General features: G+C 51.8%; 18 protein-coding genes. 10 read left to right on the top strand and 8 right to left on the bottom strand.

Annotated elements, in window-relative coordinates; translation table 11 throughout:
• Nucleotides 1-59 precede the first annotated feature (59 nt).
• The 6 genes from SH302x_RS20160 to SH302x_RS20135 all read left to right on the top strand — a co-directional run bounded on the left by SH302x_RS20160 (nucleotide 60) and on the right by SH302x_RS20135 (nucleotide 6389).
• The gene (locus tag SH302x_RS20160; RefSeq protein ID WP_479364407.1) at nucleotides 60-941 is read left to right on the top strand and encodes an RHS repeat-associated core domain-containing protein; all 882 of its coding nucleotides are present in this window, start codon (nucleotides 60-62) and stop codon (nucleotides 939-941) included.
• A 205-nt stretch (nucleotides 942-1146) separates the two neighbouring features.
• On the top strand, nucleotides 1147-1635 hold the full coding sequence (locus tag SH302x_RS20155) for a hypothetical protein (RefSeq protein WP_479364405.1): 489 nt from the start codon (nucleotides 1147-1149) through the stop codon (nucleotides 1633-1635).
• Nucleotides 1636-2390: 755 nt separating this feature from the next.
• Nucleotides 2391-3845 (top strand): hypothetical protein, encoded by a 1455-nt coding sequence (locus SH302x_RS20150; protein ID WP_479364403.1) that lies wholly within the window; start codon nucleotides 2391-2393, stop codon nucleotides 3843-3845.
• A 53-nt stretch (nucleotides 3846-3898) separates the two neighbouring features.
• Entirely contained in the window at nucleotides 3899-4588 is a 690-nt protein-coding gene (locus tag SH302x_RS20145; RefSeq protein WP_479364401.1) for a DUF4190 domain-containing protein, read from the top strand.
• Nucleotides 4589-4663: 75 nt separating this feature from the next.
• Entirely contained in the window at nucleotides 4664-5611 is a 948-nt protein-coding gene (locus tag SH302x_RS20140; protein WP_479364400.1) for a class I SAM-dependent methyltransferase, read from the top strand.
• Nucleotides 5612-5615: 4 nt separating this feature from the next.
• Nucleotides 5616-6389 (top strand): uracil-DNA glycosylase family protein, encoded by a 774-nt coding sequence (locus SH302x_RS20135; RefSeq protein ID WP_479364399.1) that lies wholly within the window; start codon nucleotides 5616-5618, stop codon nucleotides 6387-6389.
• Between the two features lie 50 nt (nucleotides 6390-6439).
• On the opposite strand, the gene SH302x_RS20130 is transcribed toward SH302x_RS20135, so the two are convergent.
• From SH302x_RS20130 to csrA, 5 genes are all read right to left on the bottom strand, one after another.
• On the bottom strand, nucleotides 6440-7720 hold the full coding sequence (locus SH302x_RS20130) for a reverse transcriptase family protein (RefSeq protein WP_479364398.1): 1281 nt from the start codon (nucleotides 7718-7720) through the stop codon (nucleotides 6440-6442).
• A gap of 447 nt (nucleotides 7721-8167) precedes the next feature.
• Nucleotides 8168-9271: an exonuclease domain-containing protein gene (locus SH302x_RS20125; protein WP_479364397.1), complete on the bottom strand. Its 1104-nt coding sequence runs from the start codon at nucleotides 9269-9271 to the stop codon at nucleotides 8168-8170.
• A gap of 183 nt (nucleotides 9272-9454) precedes the next feature.
• On the bottom strand, nucleotides 9455-12172 hold the full coding sequence (fliD, locus tag SH302x_RS20120) for a flagellar filament capping protein FliD (protein ID WP_479364396.1): 2718 nt from the start codon (nucleotides 12170-12172) through the stop codon (nucleotides 9455-9457).
• Between the two features lie 249 nt (nucleotides 12173-12421).
• Nucleotides 12422-15226, bottom strand: coding sequence for a flagellin N-terminal helical domain-containing protein (locus tag SH302x_RS20115; protein WP_479364395.1), 2805 nt, complete (start codon nucleotides 15224-15226; stop codon nucleotides 12422-12424).
• A gap of 790 nt (nucleotides 15227-16016) precedes the next feature.
• Nucleotides 16017-16229, bottom strand: coding sequence for a carbon storage regulator CsrA (gene csrA, locus SH302x_RS20110; protein WP_479364394.1), 213 nt, complete (start codon nucleotides 16227-16229; stop codon nucleotides 16017-16019).
• Between the two features lie 579 nt (nucleotides 16230-16808).
• Between csrA and SH302x_RS20105 the strand changes: the two genes are divergently transcribed.
• On the top strand, nucleotides 16809-18551 hold the full coding sequence (locus tag SH302x_RS20105; protein WP_479364393.1) for a PP2C family protein-serine/threonine phosphatase: 1743 nt from the start codon (nucleotides 16809-16811) through the stop codon (nucleotides 18549-18551).
• 18 nt (nucleotides 18552-18569) lie between these two features.
• On the opposite strand, the gene SH302x_RS20100 is transcribed toward SH302x_RS20105, so the two are convergent.
• Both SH302x_RS20100 and SH302x_RS20095 read right to left on the bottom strand, forming a co-directional pair.
• The gene (locus tag SH302x_RS20100; RefSeq protein WP_479364391.1) at nucleotides 18570-18827 is read right to left on the bottom strand and encodes a hypothetical protein; all 258 of its coding nucleotides are present in this window, start codon (nucleotides 18825-18827) and stop codon (nucleotides 18570-18572) included.
• Nucleotides 18828-18974: 147 nt separating this feature from the next.
• The gene (locus SH302x_RS20095) at nucleotides 18975-19211 is read right to left on the bottom strand and encodes a DUF4339 domain-containing protein (protein ID WP_479364390.1); all 237 of its coding nucleotides are present in this window, start codon (nucleotides 19209-19211) and stop codon (nucleotides 18975-18977) included.
• Nucleotides 19212-19599: 388 nt separating this feature from the next.
• Between SH302x_RS20095 and SH302x_RS20090 the strand changes: the two genes are divergently transcribed.
• Nucleotides 19600-21243 (top strand): sigma-54-dependent transcriptional regulator, encoded by a 1644-nt coding sequence (locus tag SH302x_RS20090; RefSeq protein WP_479364388.1) that lies wholly within the window; start codon nucleotides 19600-19602, stop codon nucleotides 21241-21243.
• A gap of 13 nt (nucleotides 21244-21256) precedes the next feature.
• Here SH302x_RS20090 and SH302x_RS20085 read toward each other — a convergent pair whose 3' ends face one another.
• Nucleotides 21257-22216: a serine O-acetyltransferase gene (locus SH302x_RS20085; protein WP_479364387.1), complete on the bottom strand. Its 960-nt coding sequence runs from the start codon at nucleotides 22214-22216 to the stop codon at nucleotides 21257-21259.
• A gap of 244 nt (nucleotides 22217-22460) precedes the next feature.
• Between SH302x_RS20085 and SH302x_RS20080 the strand changes: the two genes are divergently transcribed.
• Nucleotides 22461-23780: a UDP-glucose dehydrogenase family protein gene (locus tag SH302x_RS20080; protein WP_479364386.1), complete on the top strand. Its 1320-nt coding sequence runs from the start codon at nucleotides 22461-22463 to the stop codon at nucleotides 23778-23780.
• Nucleotides 23781-23894: 114 nt separating this feature from the next.
• Complete coding sequence (locus SH302x_RS20075) at nucleotides 23895-25394, top strand: hypothetical protein (RefSeq protein WP_479364384.1); 1500 nt, start codon at nucleotides 23895-23897, stop codon at nucleotides 25392-25394.
• Nucleotides 25395-26230 lie beyond the last annotated feature (836 nt).

Below are 26230 nucleotides of genomic sequence, written 5' to 3'. Positions count from 1 at the left end.
TGCCAAATATCCCGCCCGTCTCGCACCACCACCCGGCGGCCAACTCTATAATAGCAAGCATGCCCTCTCAAGCCCCGCTATTTCCGGTTGATCCCACATCGCAACGAGCGCCCTCGACTAGCGATTGCCCTTCAGAATTTGCATTAGCGCACCGTCGCAACCAACAGTACTCGATCTACGCTTTGACCAACTCCAGCGGCACAGTGGTAGAGCGTTACGCCTATACTGCTCGCGAATGGGATCATACCGTCGGTTTGCATTACTTCCGAGCAAGATGGATGAGTGGACATAGTGGCAGATTTACCGGAAGAGATCCGATTGGATATGCGGATTGCGCGAATACATACCAAATATACTTTTCACTGAATGACGTCGATCCAACTGGAAGGTGCGTCCCACGCCTGTTAGGCACACCTCCGGGTGTCGAATATGAGGTAAAGCTGAAAGAAAAAGAAGGCAAACGGGGATGTCGAGCATCCGTGCAGTATAAAACATGGAAATATTCCCAGCCATTTTCTCCAAATGACTCGTTCGGGCCTAACCAACGTACAGATACGAGTCTATTGCTGAAAGTCGATGTTGGCGAAGATTTTCTAGACGTTCATGCAAGTAGTTGGGGGGCCCTGTATTGGGGCGTTGGGTTGTTTGGGAATTCGTCAATCACGAAAGGTGGTACTTCTTCTAATCTGACGTGCGAAGTTACTTGTGATACCACCTGCACGGTCCAGATTTCATGCGACTCTCAGGGGAAGAAAGAAGCGGAGTATTGGGCTGCATCAACGGACTATCTGATTCATGACCAATCAGTCACATACTACATGGATGCCGCAGTGACAAGTCAACCTTGGTCTATTGAGTTCAACTCAGGACCGGTCACAATTGTCAGTGGCGAATTTGCAGAAAAGGGCAAGGTCAGCAGGAAGCAGACAGTTAACTGGTAATGCGGCTGCTGTCCAAGTTCCCCGGAACCTGTACGTGATAAGGAACCGGATAGAAAGTTCCCCCGATACTAAGACGGTACCTCATAAGGAGTCGTATGAACTATCAATCCAGACCTTTTGGCCACTTTAGTCCCGTCAATAACATTTCGGTTGCGAGAGCACATGCATTTCGAACTAACGTCCGTAACTAACAGTAGATCTTCTAATGAATGACCAGATACCAGATCTAAAAATTCGCCGACTTACCATTGTTCTGATACTCGTCTTAGGTGCATCTCTTGCGATTGTATGCGGAATTACTTTCTTAAGATTTAAGTATTCAGAAATACAAGAACGAGATTTCAGAAGGAAGGTTGTTAACTCCGATTGGAACATTCTTGGTGCTGATAATACGCCATCTTCAAATGAAAGAGAGGCAATAGTGTCGAGCATTGTGGATGAGTTTGATAAAGTGGTATACGTTACTGATGAATCAAAATACGTGGTCCCAAGGTCTGATGATGGGAAGCTTATTCTTATAATTCAGGACGATCGCTCCCAAACTCCCGAATCGCTTCCTTTCAAGCTGTTTACCGTTGACTTAATACAAACACCGGCCTCAAAAGAGCGGATGTCTGTGGTGATTAAGAAGCTTAGCGAAGTACTTGAGAATCTAAACCTACCCAATCCACATCGGGTGTCGAGGCGCCGATAAGCGTACACCAAGTTCACCAAGTAAGACATAGTAACGAGTGAGTGAAACGGCGGCGAACTGTGGATGGACCAGAAGAAGTTTGAATGGTGAAGTGGGAAGTTTGAAAGAGAAAGCCAATGTTTTTCTCTACAGAATTACCAGCTACTAATCCAATTTCGATTAGCTGACTGCAAGGCTCTAGATCGAGCTAGAACGCAACTAAATGACCACAGTTTGTCTCGATGATTGTTCATTAAATGCGGATTTCTCAAGCTGACATGGATCTTCGAATTGCTCATTAAAGTTGCACTCGTAATTCATAATGCAATTCCTGTTAGCGAAGCGGGCTATGATTTGTGCGACCCCTCTCGGCTCGCAAGACTCGTTTCTGCATGCCTTAGCGCACCAATCCTATTGCGAAGCTTGGGCACAAGGCCCAGCTTCGCTTTCCGAACGCAGCGTCAGTTGGTTGGTGACGGCGAGCCCTGGGCGACCGTTGGGCTTGCCCCAACGCGTCGCAATAGGATTGGTGCGCTAAGTCGTAGGTCGAAAGTTTTGGTGAAGTCAGTCCAAAATGTATCAACGATGGTGTGACAAACGGCTAATTCAGTGCGGAGACCCGAACTTGCGGTAGCAAACTTCTGTTGGCACGCCCGCAGCGATAACCTATGATGAAACAAGCATTATAAGTAGATCCGCGGGAGGATAACCCGTACAATCGGAATAGAAGCGTTCTACCCTTGGTTTGCCGGCTCCTGTAGGAAATAGAAGTTCGTATGTCTGTGTTAAAGTCGATACTACTAGCCTGCGTGGTCTGCGCGGCTGCATTTTTCTGGTCCAATTTGCCGACCGAAGCTTGCCCATTTTGCAGCGCTGCCTCGCAAACCCTGCGGCAAGAGATGACCAGCATGGACGTCGTCGGTTTTGCGTCGTTGGTGCCCAGCGATCAAGAGACGATCGATGGCCAAGCGACATTCAAGGTCAACAAGGTTGTCCGAGGCGCTGAGCTGGCCAAGGCGGGCGACACCCTGGTCGCTCCCTATTTTGGGCCAGGGAAAAGCGAAAAAGAGTTCTTGGTCATGGCGGTCACCAGCGACGAATTGTTGTGGTCCTCGCCGTTGACGCTGTCGGCGACCTCGCGCAAGTACGTGGAAGATGTCTTCCAGTTGCCCGATACGCCCTCGGAGCGATTGAAGTTCTTTTACGCGTTTCTTGACAGTCCTGAACCGCTGCTGTCCGGTGACGCGTACGACGAATTTGCGTTGGCTCCCTACGACGAAATCAAAGCCGTCAAGGATCATTTTAATAAGGATCAATTATGGGGCTGGTTGAATGATGACGCTGTTTCGCCCGACCGCAAGCGACTGTACTACACGTTGCTGGGTTTGGTGGCCGATAAATCGGATGCTGAACCGTTGGAAAAACGATTGCGTAGCGAAGACCCTAATCAGCGTGCTGGCCTGGATGCCTTGATCGCTTGTTATTTGACGATCACTGGCGATGACGGTTTGCCAGTGATTGATGAACTGTTTCTTAAGAATACCAAGTGCCCCTATGGCGACACGTATGCTGCGATTCAAGCGTTGCGTTTCCAGGGCACCGATGGCGGGGCGATTAACCGGGAAGGCCTTTTGACTTCTTTCCGCATCATGTTGGATCGACCTGACTATGCGGATTTGGTCATTCCGGATTTGGCTCGCTGGGAGGATTGGAGCCAAGTGGACAAGCTGGCAAAGCTGTTTGTCGAAGCGGACAGTAGCACCAATTGGATTCGTGTTCCGGTCATTAACTATCTGCGAGTTTGCCCGTTGCCTGAAGCGAAAGAGAAGCTGAAGGAACTGGAGCAAGTGGACCCCAAGGCGTTCCAACGTGCGAATACTTTCTTTCCGTTGCCGCCTGCCTCGGGGCCCAGTCCCACCGATTCTTCCCAGTCCGACCAGTTGCCCGCGATGACTCAACCGGTGATGGGCGATACACCCTCATTGATCGCATTCGTTCAGCAAACGGCCGACCAGCGGCGTGCCGTCGGGCAACCAGTCGCGGCCAGCGACGCTGGCACGAGGGCTGGCGGGTTGCTAGATTCCAAGATGAACCTTTGGAAAATCGTTGCCGTAACTGTTCTGACTTCGGTTAACCTTGCGTTGATCCTAGGACTAGTCTTGACGGGTGCCACCGCGAACGCTGCGGTGGTGATACGTTTCCGGCAACTGATCCAGCGCTGTATCAGCTAGTCGCAACGGAAGATCGTACAACTCGTCCAAACATTCCCTCCAAAGTACGAATCATGAGTACAATTGATGCATTGACTTCTTCAACGGCCTTCGAGACCGACGATTTGCCGATCGAGGATAGTTACAAATCTATTTCGCGGCTGGCCGTTTTCGCCATGGTGCTCAGCGTTCTGGGTTTGCTGGGCTTTTTGTTCGTGCCGATGATGGTCTTGCCGATGACCGGTTTGCTGTGCGGAGTGATCGCGTTGCGAGCGATTGCGGCGTATCCGGAAGAATACACTGGTCGCGGGATGGCTTGGCTGGCCGTCGCCATTTGTGGGGCCACTTTGGTTTGTGCCCCGATTTATCATACGTATGTCTATTACACCGAAGTGCCTGATGGGTATCAACGCGTGGATTTCACCGTACTGAAGAGCAAGTATGGCGATGCCGATGTTCCGACGGCTGAAGCTTTGGCACTGGATGGCCAGCGCATCTTCGTCAAAGGTTACATTATGCCAAATTCGGTTAGCAGCAAGACATTCAGCTCGTTCGTCCTGGTGCCAGATTTAGCGACCTGTTGCTTTGGATCGCAACCGCCGATGACACACATGATCCAAGTCAACTTGACGGGCGATCTGCTGGCACGTTGGGGGCTCCGCAAATTTAAGCTTGCAGGAACGTTAGATGTCGATGACACTGTCTCGCCTGCAAGCGGTGTGAATGGCACGTTTTACACGCTGACCGCAGACTACGTCAAATAACCCGAGTGCTTTGTCGGATACGAAGATAAGGCACTGTAAGATTGCCTGCTTCTCTATTTCGCTGAAGGACTCGCGTTGGCCGCTAACAAAACCATCAAGGACAAGGGCACTAGCTCGACGTCCACTTCCAAACGTTCAGACGTTTCCAAGCTCACGGCTTCCAAGAAAAAATCGCCCGCGAAAGCAGTTGCGGACTCGGCTGTTGTTGCCGCAAAGCCTGCCAAAGCTGCTGCCGGGAAAAAGTCGACCTCCGAGACGAAATGTTGGTATGACTATCCCGAATACTACGACGCCGGCTTTGCTGAAGGCGTTGATCTGGAAGCGAACTTCTACGAAAAAGTATTCGAGAAGTACGTTCCTTTCCCCGTCAAAGAGATCTTTGAACCTGGCTGCGGCAGCGGTCGCATGATCGTCGAACTGGCGCGACGCGGCTATTCGCTTACGGGCCTGGACCTCAGCGAGTCGATGTTAAATTTCTGCAAAAGCGAATTGAAGAAGAGCAAGCAGAAAGCCAACATGATGTTGGGCGACATGACCGACTTCAAACTGGGACACAAGATTGACGCAGCCATCAATCCAATCAATACCTTTCGACATTTACTGACTGAGCAAGCGGCCAAAAAGCATTTGGAGTGCGTTGCCAATCATCTCAAGGTGGGGGGCGTCTACATTTTAGGTTTGCATTTATGGCCTAAGGATGGCGACTTGTATGGAACCGAAAAATGGCAAGCCAAACACAAAGACGCGCGAATCTATTACACCCTGACAGTCGAAGAGTCGGACGAAAAAACGCGTGTTGAACAGTTGCGATTAACCATGACCGTCAAACGGCCCACGGAATCCTTCAAGTTCATTGACCGGCTGCATTTGCGACTGTATACCGCCCCTCAGATCAAAGCCTTGATCAAATCCGTACCTAGCTTGAAAATCGCTGGCGTGTACGATTTCTGGTATGAGATCGACGAACCGGTAAAGCTGGATTCGGAAATTTGCGATACAGTCTTGATCCTGCAACGAGTGTGATTCCATGGCCAAGCCATCGTCAGGGGCGGCCACCAATCGGAAGCTGGCAGCTAGTTTGTTAAAGCTAGCCGATCAGCTCTCGAGCGACTTGGCGGACATCGATTTTTCATCGGTCACACTCTGGGTTTATAACCCTTACGAGTATGCTCGCGAAGCGCATCGGATCTATCTTTCAAAGTATGCTCAGCCGTCGGCTGTCAATGTCTTCATGGGCATGAATCCCGGTCCGTGGGGGATGGCTCAAAGCGGCGTACCGTTTGGCGAAGTCCACATTGTTCGAGACTGGCTGCAGATTGACGCTAAGATTCAAAAGCCGCAGCGAGAGCATCCTAAACGCCCTGTCGTGGGACTGGATTGTCCGCGATCGGAGGTGTCTGGGCGGCGTTTATGGTCCTTTTTTCGCGAACATTTCTCAACCCCCGACGCGTTCTTTGCACGCAGCTTTGTACTCAACTACTGCCCGCTGGTTTTCATGGATGAAGGTGGGCGGAATTTGACGCCTGACAAATTTCCCAAGGCGGTTCGCGAGCAGATGCAAGCGGCGTGCGACAGGCATTTGATTGGCTCGTTGGAATTGATTCAGCCTCGGTGTTTGATTGGGATCGGCAATTACGCTTACGAAGCCTTACGTCGTGTGGTGGTAGGACGCTCGAGTTTTCAGGATGCGGTAGTTACTAAAATATTGCATCCTTCGCCTGCTTCGCCAGCGTCCAATCGAGGCTGGGACGCAGCGGTTCAAGGCGAATTGCAGGCGTGCGGCGTCTTGGACAGGACTTAATGCGATTCTTGATCGCCGCAATACACACTGCCGCTGCACCAGAGGGCAGCTCACCAAGCAATTTTTTCAAATTGCTGTAGGAGTTTAGCAGCGCGAGCCGGATTCAACTGCTGGAGAAACGCGATCTTCCCACGTAGGATAGCCCGGAATTCTAACTGCCCGCCCGCTTGAGATTGCCACCCTTGGCGGACACAGTTGTGGATCGTCGCCTTCAAGCTCTCGTAGTCGCTGCGAATCATGTTCACTTTTTCGTTGATGCATATTCCCAAGACATGTTGCGGTTGGCTGTCATACATGACCTTGGTTTTGTGGAAGTTGACCTTAAAGCCTTCTTCTTGAACGATCACTGCAACCAGCGTAGCAAACTTTTTGATTGCATCACGGCAACGGGTTTGACCACTGAAGACCAAATCGTCAGCGTAACGCGTGTATCGCCAATGAAAGGCTTGCGCGATGCCAGTCAGCCGACGATCCATCGCGAACGATACGAGGTTTGCTAATGTAGGCGAGGTAGGGGCACCCTGGGGCAAGCCCGTGAACACAAACTGCTGTGTCCCCATACCGGGTTTTGTCTTGGTGTACTTGTTAGAGCAAAGTTGCGAGATCGCTAAAGAGACCTCTTCGCTATATCCAGCGCGGCGCAGTATGGCAGCGACTCGTTTTTGAGGTATTGATGCAAAGTAATCTTGTAAATCCATTCTCAGCACCACGCCTGCTCCCGCATGGGGCACCACGCAACTGACGATTGATCGCTTGGGAACGTAGCCATGGGCGGCATCGTGCAGCGGTAGCTTCGAAAGGATTTCTTGGTTGATCAGACGCTGGGCTCGCTTAAGGATCGGACGCGGCTCTTCCAATAGTCGAACGCCACCATCGCGTTTGGCCAGTAGCGTGCTGCGGTAGTGACAGACGTTGGTCTCACGACGTCGATGTGGCAATGTTAGCCAGGACAGGGTGCGATGCGTCGGGAATCGGAGCACTCGGCATAACTCAACGCAGGTGTTGATTTCTCGCGCGGACCACCCCAGCGATATCCGCTGCAAAATTTGATATTGGCGATCATCCAGCCAATACAATCGCTTCTTCTTGACGGCAAGCTTGGCGGTTGCTTTCCACTGCATCAGGTGCTGAAAAATCAAACGCTGCTCATAACGTTTGAATGGCTGGTCGAATGCCAACGAAAGTTTGCTGGCGAGCTTCTCGACAATGGTTGGGCGATCGGGAAAAATTTCCGTCAGCAACTCGGCGTTGCGCGATGTCACAAGCAAACAACGCCGCGAAAAATAGCTGGCCAATAGCTTGCAGAATTCGGTTTCTGTGAAGCCATGCATGCGAAATCACCGTTGCTTTCAAGCAAATAAACGCAGAAGCGATTCTGTAAACCAACCAGCCTTTGCGGATGCTCGAGCTTTTCTGCGACGGCAGCCGCAGCATCGCTCGAGCTAACAATCTGTGAAGTAGTAATGAACACGAGGTAACCTCGTGCATCCAAGCCTATCAAGCCAAGCCTGACCAACCTGGAACACTTAGTTTACAGAAATCGCCCTGCGAGGCTTCATGATGGAATACTTTCTAGCTGCCGTCAACCTTGCCGCTGGTCCGAACAGGGCAAATCCGCCGTTGAGCACTAGCTCACGGTTTCCGAGAGAACCGATGCTAACGCATTTCGGCTAATCGCGCAGACTGAAAAACTGACTAGCACTGATGTTCCGAACCGCGAAGGCCGCCGCAGACACCGGGCGTTACCGTGCCACTGCGGAGATATTTCTCGACGTTGCTCAGCCAACAGTGGAACGAGCTAGCTGACTGCCGCCAGGGATCAGGGCTAGCAGTTGCCGTTGCGACAACATGCGAATCGATTGCCCCTCGAGGTTCCGGCGTTGCACATCAGCGGCCTGTTGGTCGCTGAGCGAGTTGGCTGATGTTGAAGTTGCCGCGCTGGCGGTGGAGGAATCGGTGAAGCTGGCTGGACCTTGGGCCCTTGGGCTGTCATCTTGCGTGCCAACGATCACGTATTGTGTCTTCATGTTAATCTTCGATTGGACGCAGCCGCCCAAGCGTTCAAGAAAGGCGACTGCCGAAGCGCGATCAAGTCCCAGTAGGCGACCGGCCAGGACGATCGATTTGCCCTCCAGCGGCTTGGCATCACCACAGGCATCCAGGATGGATCTAGCGACACTGGAGGCCACTTCGCTGGCACTCAAGGACCGCGGTTTGCCGCGTGGTGATGGGTCCGGCTGGTCCGGTATTGAATCGTCGGAATCCGGGTTTGCTTTCGCGCGGGTAGAACTGCGGCGCGATTTTGCTTTTGGTCCGATTCGAACTCCAAATTGGACTCGCCCGCGATCGATCCCAAGTTTGGCTTCCATGTCTTCAAGCGAAAGGGCCTCTGCGTCCTTGGCGGCCGCTAAGACCACTTTGGCGCAAGTGCGAGCGTCTTCCAATGCGTCGTGGTGCTGGAACTGGATACCTAGTTCCACCGCCGTCGCTTTCAGCGCATAACTTGTTCTGCCTGGCCACGCGCGTCGAGCGATCAATCTCGAGCATGAATATTCAAGGTAAGGGCAAGCCAAACCGTAAGCGTTCATGGCAGCACACAGCACATTCAAATCAAAGGCCGCGTTGTGAGCGATGATCGGGTATTCTTCCAAGATTGTTTGATGTTGTTCCCAGATCGCATCCCAGGTCGGCGCGTGACGTACAGCGGAGGGTTGGATGCCGTGCACAGCGATGCAGCGTGGGGAAAAGTACATGCTGGGAGGTCGAATCAGCTCGACGACCTCGTGAATGATCTTTCCATCCTCGATGACCGCAAAGCCGATTTGGCACGCGCTGTCCGGACGCTCGGAAGCGGTCTCAAAATCTAAAGCCACAAATCGCATGGCAGCCTCCTGCGTGACAAAGTGCGTTCTTTCCAAACGCCCTTTATATTCGCAATGGGTCAGGGAAGGCAAGCAGGTTTGGGCAAATGCAATTTGAACAGGCAGCTCTAGATCGCAAATTTGCGGAGGTTGCTTGCCCTGGTTTTCGGCAAATGCTACCAGTGATGATGGCGTTGTTCGCGACTAACGGTTGTTACTGTTCTGTTCGAATATCGAGAAATTCAAACCGCTGAGATTGGACTGGATTTTGGCGATGGCTTGTTCCATGCCAACGAACTGTTTGGTCAGTCGGACGCGCTCACGACTAAGCCTTAGGTTCAAGCTTTCGACGCGTTTATCAAACTCTTCCACTTGCCTCTGGATGGTATTACTGCGGTTGATCAATAAACTGTTGTCGACCCCAACGAGATTATCCAAGAGAGCTTTTCCGCGAGCCCCAAAACCTCGCGTTTGGTCAGTAAAAAAAGATTGGACGGCATCAGGGTCGCGTTCGATGGCATTGTTCAAACGCGTGCTATTGAGGCTCATTTTCCCGCTCTGGTCAACACTAAGGCCCAGTTCTGCCAGCGACTGAATCTTTCCACCGGGAACACGAGATGTAATAAACCGATTTAGAGTTTGTTCGATACGTAGTGCAGTGGTCGACCCAAATAAGTAGCCGCTCGTCCGTGTAATTGGATCGTAAGCCGTCTCTTTGGACAGCTTTTCGACGACCTTATTGTACTGTTCCACAAACAGCTTTAAGTTTGATTCGATTCGGCTGAAGGATTTTGAAGAATTGATAGTAATGGTCTCTGCTGAAACACCTTCGATGTTTAGCGTAAGACCTGGTAGTACGTCTTTGAATTCATTGGTGGATGAAGTTACGATCGTCCCCCCGAAGTCTTCCCCCGGATCTACAGAAACGACGGCATCGCGAGCGATGGCCGACTGGGAGCTGCTGATACCGACCGTTTCACCATCGACGTAAACACGTCCAGCAAGGCCAATCGTTTTCGACGACATGATAAGCCGCACGCTTCCATTACCGGTATTGAGCAGAGATGCCTGTATGGCCGAATCTCCCCGCTCTTGGATACGATTCACAACGCTTTGCAATGTATCACCTTGCGTGACAGAAACCGTCTGGTTCTGTTTCGATTCAATTGCTACTTGTGTTTGTCCGTTGATGGATATCGATTTCGACGAGCCGGCGATTTGTAAGTCTGTTGCCGCTTTGCCAGAACCACTATTGGCGATTAACATTTGTCCGCTTCCAGCGGCTTTGTCGACAATAACAAAACCATCGCCAGAGCTATTGAGTTGAGCTTCGACATTGATATTTAGTCCGTTGATCGTGTCGATCAAATCGCCGACGGTGGAGATATTCGCTGTTGCGAGATTAACCGCGGCGATGTTCCCTCGCGAATTTGTGATCGTAAAGCTGCCTGTTGCGACTCCTTTGCCCTGATTCAAGGCGCTAAGCTTAGTTTGGCGCGAAACGAATTGCGCATTCAGAGCTTTGCCTTCAACGGAAGAGTTGCCAGAGTTCGTTTCAATTCCCAGTTTATTGGCGGTGTTGTTTGCGCCGGCATCGGTCACAATCAAATTGGAAGTTGTGGCTCCAGTGGTATCTGACAATCGAATACCGGTTCGAGCCCGGTTCAAGCTTGCGACGACGCCGGCAGAGCTGTCATTGATTGTCTTAATGACCTCTTCGAGAGAAGTCGCGGCAGACAGATCAACCGATGTATTGGTACCGGCACGATTGGTGATCGACAATGAACCCAGTTGCCCTAGACCTTGTCCGCCGTTGAGCGAACTGAGCATGTTACCCGATAGCGAAGATTGAATGCGTTCACCAGAGATCACTCCTGCACTAGGCGTCGATCCAGTGAGGCCCAAGGAATCGGCAAGTTTGCCCGAGGCCCTAAAAGTGTCGCTCCCAGATGTGAGGTCGACTAGTTCGATCGAGACGCCATCGCTGGCGATGCGTGCTTGCAGCTTTCCGCTACCGGCGGTGTTGAGGGCGGTGAGCAGCGTTCCTAAGCGAGAGATTTGAGCCGTGTCATCTAGATCGATGTCTACCTTGGAACCGTCGGACAAATTGACAGTTAGGTCATTACCTTTGGAGAAGTCCAGGCCGCGGCCGTCTCGCAGTTCTGAGATGGAACTTGCTGACGAAAGAAAGGCGATTTTTTCGCCAGAGACTTGTTCGCTTGCAACATTGATGCCCGAAAAGCCTAAGTCTGCTGCCGTGCGGCCGCCCCCAATTTCTTCGACTTTGAAATTCGAAGTCGTTTGGCCGGTGGTGTCTGCAAGCACGATGCGATCACCTGAGATGGACGCTCGAACCTTTAGATCGCTGGTGTTGTTTATGGCATCGACCACATCGCTGGCGGTGACGGAAAAACGCAGATCTATTGTACGCGCTTCGCCCGCGCGATTGGTAATTTGGATCTTGCCGCGTTCAATACCAGCACCGCCTCGAAGGCTGTCAAGATTGGTTTGGCGGTCGACAAAGCCGCCAGTTCGGATAGTTAGTTCGCCTGCGGATAAGGCTGCAGACGGGCTTTCGAATTGCACGCTGGTTTGTGAGCTAGCCTGGGCGGTTGCCACCGTCCTAACTTTGTAAGACCCTACTGCACCGCTACCAGACGAAGAAGCTTTGATAATTTCTTCATTCGACGATGTGACGTTAAAACCAGACAGGTTGGTCGTCGTTCCTAGACGTGTAGATTGTAACTGGACTCCAACTAAAAGCGCAGTGAGTTCGTTGACAATTACTTGTTCGGCTTTCAGGGATTCTTGTCGAGCGACTAGACGGTCACGAGGGATTGCTGATAACTCTATGAGTTTATTCACGGTACCGGCGATGTCAGTCCCGGTGATCAGTCCAACGTTTGAAGTAATGCGTCCCATCTGTTTTGCAAAGTTTTCTGAAGGACTCGTGCGAATCTTCTGCGATTAGTTTGATCGGAACGACCGGCTGCATTCCCTAAGTTGAAATGCGTCTTGTTGGGTTGATTAAGAGTTTTTCACAGTCTTCGAGATTTAACCTGAGAAATTAGATAGTCAGGGTTGTTGGGGTAGACGCCTCAATACAGAAACAGCTCTGCCAACAGTAATGCTGGCAGAGCTTGTCTTTGGTATAATCAGTCCAGGCCGTGTTTATCGGAGCAAGGACAATACGTTCTGTGGGTTCTGGTTGGCAATCGATAGCACGTTCGTACCGGATTGGACCAGAATCTGAGCACGCGTTAGAGCTGCGGACTCTTTTGCAAAGTCTGCATCGCGGATAGTCGACTCCGCTTCGGTAAGATTCGCAACGGTTTCCGTCAGCGAAACCGAGTTGCTGTCCAACGTCGTACGTTGGAATGCCCCTAATCGGCCGCGAAGGCTGGTAACCTTGTCGATCACTTCGTCAATGATGCGGGCTGCACCATTGGCGTCGGTAGCCAAAGCTTTCGCTTGTCCGCTGCCCAACTCGTATAGACGACCAGCGACACCACCCAGCTTTCCGGTCGATAGCGATCCGATGCCCAAGCGTGCTTGCTGGTTGCTGACCACATCACTGCCAAGTTGGAACAAGGCTCCACCACCGGTAATTTCGAAGTTAATGGCAGTCGTCGAACCAGCTTCGACAGTCAAGGATAAGTCCAAGGTCGAAGTGTTGATTGACAGTGTATTTCCATCGCCAGTCGCGGTGTATCCATTGACGGTCGCTTGGATGTCGGTCCCATTTGCGCGAGATGCCGAAAGTCCAGACCTAAAGTTGCCACCTGCTTCTTCGCTGATGACTTCGACTGCCACAGTTCCCTTTGATCCGAATTGCGTGCTGGTTAGCACAAGATTTCCTGCGTCATCCACTGCTTCAACGCCTGTTGCATCCTTAACTAAGTTAATGGATTGGACAATGCTGCCGAGCGAGGCCCCCTTCTCGAACTGGAACACTTCCGAACCAGTACCGCCGGTCAACTGGAAGACAACATCGCCGGCAAGGCCACCACCTTGGTTTCCACCGGTTAGATTCACGATTGTAGGTGTGTCGGTCCCTACAGTGAAAATGCCATCGCCAGCAGTAGCAGTAATGGTAGCTTCGTAGTCCGCGAGGTTATTGATCGCATCGCGGATGGCCGAAAGCGAAACATCACCACTGTTGCGGGTCAAAATCTCAATTTCACCGTCATCATTAATCGATGCGGAAACGGTACCTGCAGCAACTGAATTGCTGGTGACAAAGTTGATGGCCACGTCGAAGTCCGCCGAAGCGTTCTTTGCTCGCACCTGAATCACGTCATCAACCGTGTTGTCGGTGCCAGCCGTCAAAACTGTTGGCGTCGCCGTTCCAAGGTCGTCAGCGGAGAAACGCGACGTACCATTGAGCGTGGTTGGCGAGACTTGGAAGGTGTTGTCGAGGTTAATCGCAGCGATGACCTGATCCACCGTTGCACCGTCTGCAACCGTGATGTTCAAAGTGTTTGAATCCGCGTCATATGCCGCTTCCGTGGTTGTTCCGCTCGCGAAAACCACTGAAGTCGTATTTCCCCTCGTCCCATCGGCTGGTCCGCCGTCGGTTGCTGTCAGATTCAACTGAGCCGCAGCAACTGGGTTGGTACCTCCGGTGAGTGTCGCAGCGTTAGCTCCGTTAGCCGTGGTTGAGTATTGATACGAACCATTAGTTACGTTGGACGCAAGGAAGTTACCAGACAGGTCGGTATTGATCGTATTGGCGATATCGCTGATCGTTGCACCGGCTGCAACAGTTACCGTTATGGTATCTGTTTCGGCATCGTAAGCGGCAGCATTGGAAGCGCCGGAGGTGAATACCAAAGAGGTGTCATTGCCCTTCAGGCCGTCGGCCAGACCACCATTTACCGCAGATATTTGGAAAGTGCCAGCTGCGACGGTGTTTGAACCACCAGCAAATTCCCCCGTGAAGGCACCTGCATCCAGGGCAGTAACTGCAGTTCCTGCCGCTGTACCAGCGGTGACATCGAAAACACCATTCAGTGCAGCATCCAACGCAGCGACGATTGTCGCTTGGTTTGCGCCTTCTTCGAGAGTCAAGGTCAGGGTATTGGTGTCTGCGTCGTAAGCGGCAGTCGTAGGATCAGTTCCTGTTGCGACGACAATCGCAGTTGAATTACCCTTTAATCCATCAGCAGCTCCTCCATCGACTGCCGCAATGTTCAATTGAATACCACTGTCACCAAGGGTGAAGTCCGTCACGCTTGCTTCCGCATTTGGCGTGAATGCATTGGCTAGCGAAACTGTTCCACTGGCTTCTGCACCAATGGTAAATGCGTTGGCTAGAGCAACCTGCAAAGTTGCTTCGCCGGCTGCCTGTGGCGCTCCAAATGTAATTGTCCCGGTCGAGCGAGCGGAAGTCGTAGATGCAGCAATACCCGCGTTATTGATGTTCGCCTTCGTCGCGGCAGCGGTGATGTTTACATTCACGCTAACTCGCCCAGTTGCCCCAAGATTGGCCTGGTCAATCTTTAGGTCACTAACCGACGAGAAGCCTGTTCCTGCCTTGGTAATAAAGTCCAAGCTGCCGTCAAGCAGTTTACGACCTTGGAACGTCGTGGTTTGTGCAATACGATTGATGGCTTCAAGTGATGAGTCGACCTGAAGTTGGTTCGCTGCAATTTCGTCATCGCTCAGCGCACCTTTGTTGGCCGCTTCAACAACCAGTCCTCGGATGTCATTCAGTAGCGAGCTAACTTGCCCAAGGGCGCTGTCAGCGGTCGCAATGATCTGGCTGGCTCGTTGTGTGTTGGAAAGTGCTTTATTCAAGCTGGTGATATCGCTGCGAAGTGCTTCACTAGCAATCAAACCTGCTGGGTCATCTGCGCCTGTGTTAATGCGCAGACCAGTGCTCAGCCGTGTCAACGACGTTTGCAAATCTTTGTTAGTTCGTTGAAGACGAGCTTGAGCGCTTAAGGAAGAAACGTTGGTATTGATACGTGACATTGAGTATTCTCCTACGACGGATCGGTTGTTTTTGGGCTACGGCTGTATCGCTACAAGTTTGGAGTGGTCGCGATACAGTGCGACGAGCTGCCAATAATGGAATTCGAAAATGCCAACCTGAAATGGATCGCCGATCACGCAATGCATCGAAAGCTGGCTGACTCGCCGCGGAGCTACGTTTGCTCGTCAGGCGTCATATGCAAGATTAGGGATAGTTCAAAAATGAACACTACCCGCAAAAACGCATACTGGAACATAGCATCGGAATTGCGCTACTGAATCCATGAAAGAACATTGTTTCTGCCAACAATTCACTGGTTTTCGCACCTTCAAAGTCGACTTATCCTTCCAACCGCTACGACCCCAACGTTTTTCCTAGCCGTTAGAGTTTATGGCGTTTTCGGAATTCCGAACAAACTGCGTTTTTCGGCTTAACACGCGTGGGAACTAAACGCCTGTTTCAGTAGAGACCCACATAATGCAAAAACCCGTTGAGTCGGCTCAAGGTGGACTCAACGGGTTTGCGGCGGATACTTTTGGGCGAACTAGTCAGAAAGGGGAGCGGATCCCCCCAGACCTCCTTAATCCACTGACAGATCATCTGCTGATTTGGAGCTGTTTTCCAAAGCGATGCCTGTTGCCTGCAGTAGATGCTAGTTCGAATGTCTAATCCATGACTCGGATGAGTTGGTCAGTGGCCATCATCAGAGAAGCAGAAGCGGATGTTTGGCGAGCGGCCGTACACTGCAACCGTACACAAGTACAAGTTGTTCAGTATGCTGCGCACAAACTATCTCACATCCTTCAAATCGTTTGGCTGAATCATATTCGCCTTACGGTTTTCTCTTTTGATCGCCTCGTAGACTTCTTGGCGGTGAACAGGAATATCGTTTGGAGCTTGGATCCCCAACCGTACTTTGTCCCCGCGAATATCTACGATTGTGACGACAACGTCATCGCCAATCATGATGCTTTCGTCTCGATGTCGCGATAGCACCAGCATAAGCGACTCCTTCTTGGTCAACTCGGCCACATCCAGATGCGACCGATACGTTTAGTTGTCAATTACCATGCGATTGATCGAAACGACTAGCGATGCATGCAAGGTTCAATCGTATCTCGCAAAGCCACTGAGAGTGGCCCGTTAGATAAACGTTGCATGCTGCTAACGCGTTAACGACCGCAGCAAACAAGTTATCGGCGGTTATGCCTTCATTTTAAATCTTATAGTAACGGTTTCTGTCCGTAGTGACCATTTCGATTGTAGCGATTGCGCGTTACTACTTTTCCACCGCTTTTCCCCGACGCCAATTGACGCTTCTTTACGCACGTCAAATCCGTTCCCGTAAGTTTGACTCGGAAACATCACAACATATTCAGATCAGTTCGTTTAGAACGCCCATTGGGAGTGTAAGGATTGCAGCATCACCTATTTATTATTGTGCGGCTCGTTAAGCGAAACTCGCAACGCTACAGCTTCACTAGCTCCGATAATGACTACCAGCCATCCAGTCTACGCAGCCGTTGAAGTTGCTTGGCACTTTTGGCTTCGTTCCGCACCTTCGATCATTGGGTAGTTCAAGTGACGCAGCATCGCCATCCACATATTCGCTTGCATCGTGAAGAGAATCCAGATGACCGTCGTCTCAATGGTCCTTTGATGGGGACGGACGAAGTCACCGAATGCCTAGCGAAATTTGCGCAGGCCACCGGTTGGGGCATTCGATCCACCATGAAGAAGAGCAAGAGCATTGCTTGTGTGGACGAATTCGGTACCGCTGTGCCTGCGAAAGGCATGGGCAACAATCCCAGCCGACCAAAACCGGACGATCGATCTTCCGCAGCGAACCAACCTCGCTGGGAAGTCGTCGATACCAGCCCAGTCGACGGCATGATGGAATGTGATGACCTGCATGCTTTGCCAGCCGTCTCGCAAAACGATGCGACACAGCTTCTGCATTCCATTGAGAAACTGGTAGCAAGGCTTGAAAAGGCAGAAAACGCCATTCGACAGCAACAAGCCCAACTGGCTACCGATGTATCAATCTCGCGTAATCCAGATGAAGCCGTCGAGATCGCGGATCGATTGGATTCGATTCTGGCCAGTAGTTGTCGGTCAATCCAGGCCACGGCAGCGGCTATCTACTTATTGGATGATGCGACCAGCGAGCTAAAGATGCGGGCGTGTTGGAATCTGCCCATCGAGCGCTTGCTGGCCCCAGCCAGACCGCTGCGAGGCTCGATGGCGGATCTGGAAGCACTGCTGGGCAATGCCGTGTTGATCGAGGATACGGCGTATTCGCACCACTGGCCGTCGCCTGAAGCATTCGCGTCGGCCTTGGTCGTACCGATCGGTAACGCATCGATGCCCCAAGGAACGATCTGGTACTGGACCGACCGTACCCGCAACTACTCGCCGACCGAAGTTGAAGTCGCCAACATGGCCAGCGGTCGTGTCATGAATGAACTGGAGCAATCGGTGTTAGGCGTCGAAGTGCAAAACTCACGCACCATTGCCAAACAGTTGGATCAAGCCTCGATCGCTCAAGCGGCCCGCTGGCCTGATGCCATGCCGATGCACGCAGACATCGAATTGGACGGTTGGAGTATCCGCGAGAACTCGCTGGGGGGGGCATTTCATGACTGGGATGTCACGCCCAGCCAAGACATCGTGGCACTGTTCGGCGACGCAATCAGCAGTGGACCTCAAGGCGCTATTGTGGCTTCTTCCATTCACGCGATTGTGCGTTCAGGTTGGACCCGCTCGCATCGCCCGGCAGAGATCCTGCAATCGGTCGGCGACTACTTATTCGCCGGCGGACAAGAAGATTGGGCCGCAAGCGCTTCGCTGTTGCAACTGCATCCAACCACCGGACGCGGTTCGCTGGTAACAGCCGGCAATAACCAACTGTTTATCATTTCGCATCGCGGTTTCCGTCCGCTGGGTGTTGCCTCGAAACTCCTGGCTTCCACACCGATGGTTCAAATCCAGAGCGCCAAGTTTACGCTGCAACCCGGCGAAGTGCTGATCGGGATGAGCAGCAATTTGGTCGCGCAATTGAACCTCCCAGCGGCGATTCGAACCAGTTGGCGCGGCGGATCCGGTTCTGGCGAGGCGTATAACAAACTGCGTCGTCAACGCCGATCGCTCAGCAAGACGTTTGACCAAAACGAATTGCTGCGTGAAATCAAAGAGATGCTCGATGAAGAGGCTTGTGATATCGCGCGGCATATTGCCAATCGGCTGCCCACGCTGGTCAATCGCGATGGGTTGGGAGCAGACCGATCCTTGCTCGTGATTCGCAACGCGAAAAAACCAGTCTAATGAAGAAAGCTAGTCTAACTAAACTTGCGATTGAATGAACTTGGCGACCAATTCGGGTTTGTCCTGGGCTCGCAAATGAGCAATTCGATCGGGAGGCACATTCATTTTGCCCAAATGCAACGCGATACTGTCCCAAACTTTCTCGCGTTTCTTGCCTTCGGTCAAATAGAGTTCCGTCACTAATTCGCCAACACGCTGGAAGGCGATGGACTCGCGATTGTTGTAGTAGTTCTTGATACAGCTCTGTTGGTATCGTGAGTAATTTTCCATTCCCATGACAAGCTCCTTCCAATGTTACGACTTTGCTCAGTCGTTAATGTTGATCAATGACCCTACTGATGTTAGGGCGAACCCCGGAGTTTGGTCAATCGGCATTCTTGGAAATGCAATTAACAAACTTTTGGAATTGCACGCGAGTGCCAACTAGGGGTTTGATTTGCTGCGATAAGACGGGTGCGTTTTCTGGTACAGCTTCATCGCTACAGGTATGTCATGCATTCGCAGCCAATGCCCATGCGTTTTGGAAGTGCTGGAGACCATCGTTTCAGGAGTGATCTTTCCTTTGGTAATCGATTCTTGAAAATCGACTTCGCTGATGGGGCCTATTTTCTTCTGACCGCCAAAAAATCCATGATGGAGATAATACCAATCTGCTGACATCGCACTAACCTTTCGAAGAAAACATCAAAAGAGAACGGTCTGCATCCGGTTGCGTCGAGCGTCTGCGGAATCGGCCGTCGGTATCCGATACCGAAACATTCGCAAAGGGTGGGCTGCGAACACAATAGCTGACTACAACACTCGTGAAGTTGCTGAGTAGCGACTTTTTTCCAGAAATCACTAAATCCTATCGGAACTCCAATGGGGTTTGGTGTTCCGTTCAGCACGCTTCAGTGTAAGCCTGCCGCGCTTTGAAAGCAATCAGTGACAAATTAATTCGAAAAAACGAGGGACGCCGCCCCGTCCATCCAGTGACGCTTTTGGCCAGCGGCGGGCTCGGCGACTTTGGGCCCTCTGCCCTGCTCGGGCTGCATGCTTTGTGCGGTTTGTGACGAACGAAGCGGCTGCGAAGAGGTTTACCACGGCAAAAGATGTGGCATTTTTTCATCATGTGATGCAAACCGCAAACTACCTTTCACCGGCGATGTTGATTTCTTCATTCAACTCGCAAGCCGACAACGGGCCATACAACCCCATGCGTGGTTCCGATCCCTTGAATTTGCCGTTGAACAGACTGAAAATGCGAAAAACAAACGAAGCGACCCAACTGCTGCTGATCGATGATGACCGCTGGCTGGCAGAGTCCATGGCCGATTGGCTGGGCTCCGAGGGCTTTGAAGTCAAATCGGCGGCAACGATCGCTGAAGGCAAAAGCTGGCTGAAGAAAAAGAAATTCGACTTGGTTCTGTGTGATGTGCGACTGGACGATGAAGACGGATTCGACTTCCTGAAGTTCGCTCGCAAACACTCTGCGGAAACTCCGGTACTGATGATGACCGGCTATGCTGGTCCTGACAGCGGCTGCGAAGCGATCAAGCAAGGGGCCTTCGATCTGTTGACCAAACCGATCATCGATCAAGAGTTGCTGGCCGCTCTCCAGCGCGCTTGTAACCAACAAGCAATCACGCGAGAGAACGAGCAACTGCGAGCGGCGTTAGATCGCCGATTTGGCTTGGAAGCGATCTTGAGCCAAGACCTCCGCATGCAGCATATCTTCGAAGTCATCGAGACAGTCGCTCAAACGCGCGCCACCGTGCTTATCACCGGCGAAAATGGGACGGGCAAAAGCATGATCGCTCGCGCAATTCACAAACGTTCGGACCGACAAAAGCGCCCCTTTGTTGAGGTCGCTTGCGGAGCGCTACCAGATAACCTGCTGGAAAGCGAACTGTTCGGTCACGCCGCCGGTGCCTTTACGGGAGCCAACGTGGCCAAGATCGGAAAATTTGAACAAGCCGACACGGGCACGTTATTCTTGGACGAAATCGGTACCGCATCGACTGCTTTGCAAGTGAAGCTACTGCGAGTTCTTCAGGAATTGCAGTTCGAGCCACTGGGCAGTAACGAGACCGTTTCCGTCGATACGCGCATGGTCTTGGCCACCAACGAGAACTTGGAGCAAGCGGTTGCAGAAGGTCGCTTTCGTCAGGACTTGTTCTATCGTATCAACGTGATCCATGTCGAATTGCCCGCCCTGCGAGAACGCATCGACGATATCCCTTTGCTGGTGAATCATTTTGTGCAAGTCGCTGCGGCACAGTACGGCCGTCACATCGATGGAGTATCGGATTCCGCTATGAATGTGCTGACAGCCCATCAATGGCCAGGTAACATTCGTGAATTGGAAAACGCGGTTCAGCGAATGGTTCTATTGACCAAGAGCCCGACGATCGATACCAACGTCATCCCTATATCGATCTTGAATTCGAAGCCTGCTCAAGCGACCGGAGCCAGCTTTGCCAGCGATTCCAACAGCGATTCGATCTCAGGGCCTTTGTATCGGCCCAGCCAAACGCTCAGCGAAGCGTTAGAAGAACCCGAACGCCGCATCATCCGCGAAGCGTTAGAGTTATATCACTGGAACCGCAATGAAACAGCCGATGCATTGGGGATCAATCGAACAACTCTGTACAAAAAGATGAAGCGGTTGCAGTTAGACGATGCCACCACGGCAACACAGTCAGTTCAGTAGCCCCGCGTTTCCATTAAATCTGGAAATCGGTTTCGATCGCGGCTTCGGCTTGTTCACTGCGGATGCGCAAGCGTGGCTTTTCTAGCACCACGGTCGTACGCGGAGCTACACTGCTGGTAATCCAAACGCTGGACCCAATCACACTGTCGCGGCCGACGATGGTACGACCGCCAAGGATGGTTGCGTTCGCGTAGATCACGACGTTATCTTCGATCGTTGGATGTCGCTTTTGGCCTCGGATCAACGAACCATCGGCATCGGTCGCGAAGGATAGAGCTCCCAGCGTTACGCCTTGATAGATCTTGACCCATTGGCCAATTTCGCATGTCTCGCCAATGACCACACCCGTGCCGTGGTCGATAAAAAAGTGCTCGCCAATGGTCGCGCCGGGATGGATGTCAATTCCGGTTTGTTTGTGCGCCCACTCGGTCATCATGCGTGGAATGAAGGGCACTTTGCAGCGGACCAAGAAGTTCGCGATTCGGTAGATCGTGATCGCCTCTAACCCCGGATAGCAGAAAATGATTTCGTCATGATTGGTGACTGCGGGGTCGCCTTCATACGCGGCGACGACATCTTTGTCCAACGTCTCGCGCAACTTGGGAATGTGCTTCAACGCTTCAATCGAAATTTCTGAAGCGCGCCGTTGGTACTCTGCGGCCGATTGACAATCGGACAATTCAGCTTGTGCACGATCGCGATGCAACAGAGCTCGCGCGATTTGAGACGTCAGTTTGTCGTGCAGGGATTCCAGCAGATTCCCGACGTGGTAACCAACGTTACCCGCATGCAAACCTTCGCGATGACGAAAGCCAGGATAGAGCACGTCTTTGAAATCCTCCAAAATCGACACCACGACGTCATACTTCGGCAGCGGACAATCATCTAAGTGGTTCAGCCGATTGTCCTGACGATACGAACTGACGATCGAATCGGTCAGGTCGGGCAATTGATCTCGAAAACTAGATTCCATGGAAGTCTTGGCGGTTGCGTGCATGTGGTTCCTGAGTGCATCCTGCGGTGGTGTACGAATGGATTTGAGCTGATTTTAGCGATTTTTCTAGCTTGGAAATCCCTGCAAACTTCATTTGGTTAAGGATGGATTATTCATTCGCAGCGATCTAAAGTATCCTACGAGAACCCGCAGTTGGCGAGGCTCCGGCCAATCCGTAGGGCTTATCTTTGAGACTTATGTTTAATTTGGAAAGTTTGTTAGTATGAAAATTGCGATGATTGGTACAGGTTACGTGGGTCTAGTCACCGGTACCTGTTTTGCAAACAGCGGCAACCACGTCACTTGCGTCGACATCGATAAAGCAAAGGTCGAAGGGCTGAAGAATGGCAAGATTCCCATATTCGAACCGGGCCTGAGCGAGCTGGTCATCCGCAATTTCAAAAGCCGACGTTTGGATTTTACGACCGATTTGGAATCCGCTGTCCGCTCGTCGCGAATCATCTACCTCGCCGTAGGGACACCGTCGGCGCATGACGGTTCGGCGGATTTGACGGCACTCTGGACCGTGGTCGACTCGATGGCACCATTCCTCCGCGACGACGCAATCGTGGTGACCAAGAGCACTGTTCCAGTGGGCACCAACCAAAAGATTTTTGAGCGATTGCAAGGTATTTTGGGCCGCGATGTCGATGTGGCCAGCAATCCTGAGTTTCTAAAAGAAGGCGCCGCGATTCAAGATTTTATGTATCCAGACCGAGTCGTGGTCGGCGTGCGGCGCCCCGAAGTCGCTGAGGTCTTAGAAGACCTTTATAAGCCATTCCTGCGGACGGAAAAGCCATTTTTGGTCATGAGCCCCCAAAGCGCGGAAATGACCAAGTACGTGGCCAACGCGATTTTGTCGACCAAGATCAGCTTTATCAACGAGATGGCCAACATCTGCGAACGTATGCATGGTGACATTAATGATGTCCGACGCGGTATCGGTCACGATCAGCGCATTGGCTTTGCCTTTATGCATCCAGGCGTCGGTTACGGCGGTTCTTGCTTTCCGAAAGACGTCCGCGCTCTGGCTTCGATGGCGCGAGAACTTGGGATCGAACCATCGATCATGGAAGCGGTCGACGCGGTCAATGAACTGCAGAAGCACGTTATGCCCAACAAGATTGGCGAGCACTTTGACGACCAGCTCAAAGGCAAAACCATCGCTGTCTGGGGATTGGCCTTCAAGCCTCGAACCGACGACATCCGCGAAGCACCCGCCCTGACGCTGATCAAATATTTGCTCGAAAAAGGTGCAAGCGTTCAGGTACACGACCCCGAAGCGATGGAAAATGTTCAAAAAGTTTTCGGCGACAAAATCCACTACAGCAGCGATGTCATGGAGACGCTGAAAGACGCCGATGCGCTAGTCATCAACACGGAATGGAACGAATACCGCAACCTGGATTTAGCCGATATTCGTGGTGCTATGAAGGGACAAGTCGTTTTTGATGGACGGAATCTGTACGAGCCGGCCGATATGTCTGCTGCTGGCTTCACCTACTACAGCATCGGCCGACCTAAGGCGACTCCTCAGGTTTGACGCAGCAAATCGGAGAATTCCTATCGAAATGGGAGTATACTCCAACTAGAATACGGACTGCCTTCAACGCCCTTAACAACCTGATTCCAGCCACTCGGCCGCGATATTGCACTCATGGAACTCAACTCAATCATCTTCCTCGTGTTGCTGTTTGTCGCTTTGATCATGATGATTTTCTTCATGGTCAAAGGATTTTCGGTCGTCGGACCGCTGCACAGCATTCTTATGTTTTTGCTGTTTCTGAGTTCCGTGACGTACCTGTTTTTCGTTGGCTTGGTGCACGGCGAGCGGGTGGAAAGTGTCCAGCGATTGTCGCGAGCCAGGACCGCTAACGTCGATCTCAAAAAACAGGTGGCGGAAATTAAGTTCGGGGACCTGACAGCGCCCACCAACGACTTAAGCAACCTGATGCCGCTGCTAAGCGAAGTGGGACGTTTGAATTTGGATCGTGGTCGAGTTTGGCGAGGAGTGCAGCCGACCGGTTTCGCCAACAATATCGCGTCGATTGCGGTTGGGCGAGCCGACCCCGCTGTGCCTCCGAATCCCGGGATTCCAGGGGTTCCCGCCGCAGATCCCGCAACAGCCGATGACAACTTGGCCTCCGACATGATCGTCTATGTTTTCGGCGAAGCACCCAATGCGGAAGGGCGAATTGTCCCAGCGTTCTACTTGGGTGAATACTTTGTCACGGAAGCTGACATTGGCACCGCAAAACTTCGACCGACCATCAACCTGACCCCAGCACAACTAGCGGCGTTGAATTCTAACCGATTTCCACTTTGGTCTGTCTATGAATTGATGCCACTGGATTCGCATCAAGCGTTCGCGGAAACTGGCCTTAAGCCTTCGGAGAGCGAAATTTTTGGCAGCATGAATCCGCAAGTGATTTCCAACTTGTTGGGCATCCCATTGCAGATTTTGGATAAAGCGCCTTCCGAGATGACTATGGAAGAATCGCAACAAGCGGCCGTGCTGCGAGCTTATCTGCTGAACGGCCAACGTGCTCCAGAAGGCACACTGCAAGAATCGGTCTGGCTGCGAGTGAAATTTGTGCAAGATTACAACTTGGAAGTCGATAGTGCCGAAACTCGCAACGCTCTCGAGGGTGGCTATTTTGACTTGAGCGGTCGTACCGTCGATTCGCGATTGAAGCGAAACGCTGACCAAGCGACCGTATCGTTCCGTATTGGTGATGATGTCGTGTTTGCATACGAGCCAGGCGATGAACTGATCAAAAGCGGAGTGGCCCAGTTGATCGACCGCATTTACGTACGACCGTTGACCGACTATGCGTTTTCGTTCAAGCAATTGCAGTTGCGGATCAACAAAGCCGAACAAGATATCGAGACCACCAAACGAGAGATTGAACGGACCCAGCAAACCAACGAACTTGGCCAGCAACAAATCGTTGCCAAACAGGTCGAGGGCAAGAAGCTTAGTGACGATCTATCGCAGCTTGAAAAGGAGACCGTTGTTGCTCGAGCCGAAGTCGCTCGATTGGAATCGCGATTAACCGAACTCAAGACGGAACTGAGCGGTATGTATAAGACCAGTCAGCAATTGTATCTGCGACTGATCCAGAAGCAGCAAGACATCGCCGCCGGCGTGAACTAGCAGCAAGACACGTTGTTGTACGTGATGAAGCACACAGTACAAATGTCGCTGCGTTCGGAAAGCGAAGCTGGGCCTTGTTCCCAGTCTTCGCAATAGGATTGGTGCGCTAAAGCAAGACGTGCGCGCATGTCCGATCGGGGCTTGTCCCCATCGGGCACCGCTTTGGTGTTCTAGACATCCATCGATGTACGTAACTCAACCTTGACTTCATCCAAATCAAAGCAATCGTCGAACCCGTATGAGTGTCCTCAGGAAAGCTCTCTACAGCCAGCGCAGCATCAACTTGCAAAGCTAATTGAGCGCAGATGGTTGTATCGCAAGGTCCAGCTTCCTGGGCCGCTTCAAACGACAATCGAGTACGACGGACTTAGTTTCGGATTTGAAACAGTTCTAGTTGATGGCGAGATTAGGTGTCGAGAATCGAACTGGTTCTGGTTTGTGCCACGCTTCGACTTCGCCGTGCCGGGTGAATGCACCCAAATGAACGCGTCAATCGATATCGGAGTTTCACCTTGGCTTACCATTGCACGGTTTGTAATCCGCGTAAATGATTTAGATGTGTACTCAGAAACTTAGTTTTTCAGCACGGTTTGCTGTGAACCACCGTAAAATGCACAGTAAGGCGCTGAACGCTGAACAGCAATCCGTATGAGTAACGAGGCTTCTCTCTAATTGCCACCGCTGTAATGCTTAAGGTCGTGTTGACTCATGTAGACCCGGGAACAGCAGAGGCGCAAAGCTCGCCAAGTCTACAGCTCACGCTACTTTGCGAGCTTCGCGCCTTAGCGTGAGATTCTAATGGAAAATGGCAGGTTCATTTCTATGCCCGCAAACTC

The sequence above is a fragment of the Njordella calcicola genome, assembly GCF_056494125.1.
This window is presented reverse-complemented; position numbering and strand designations above follow the sequence as displayed.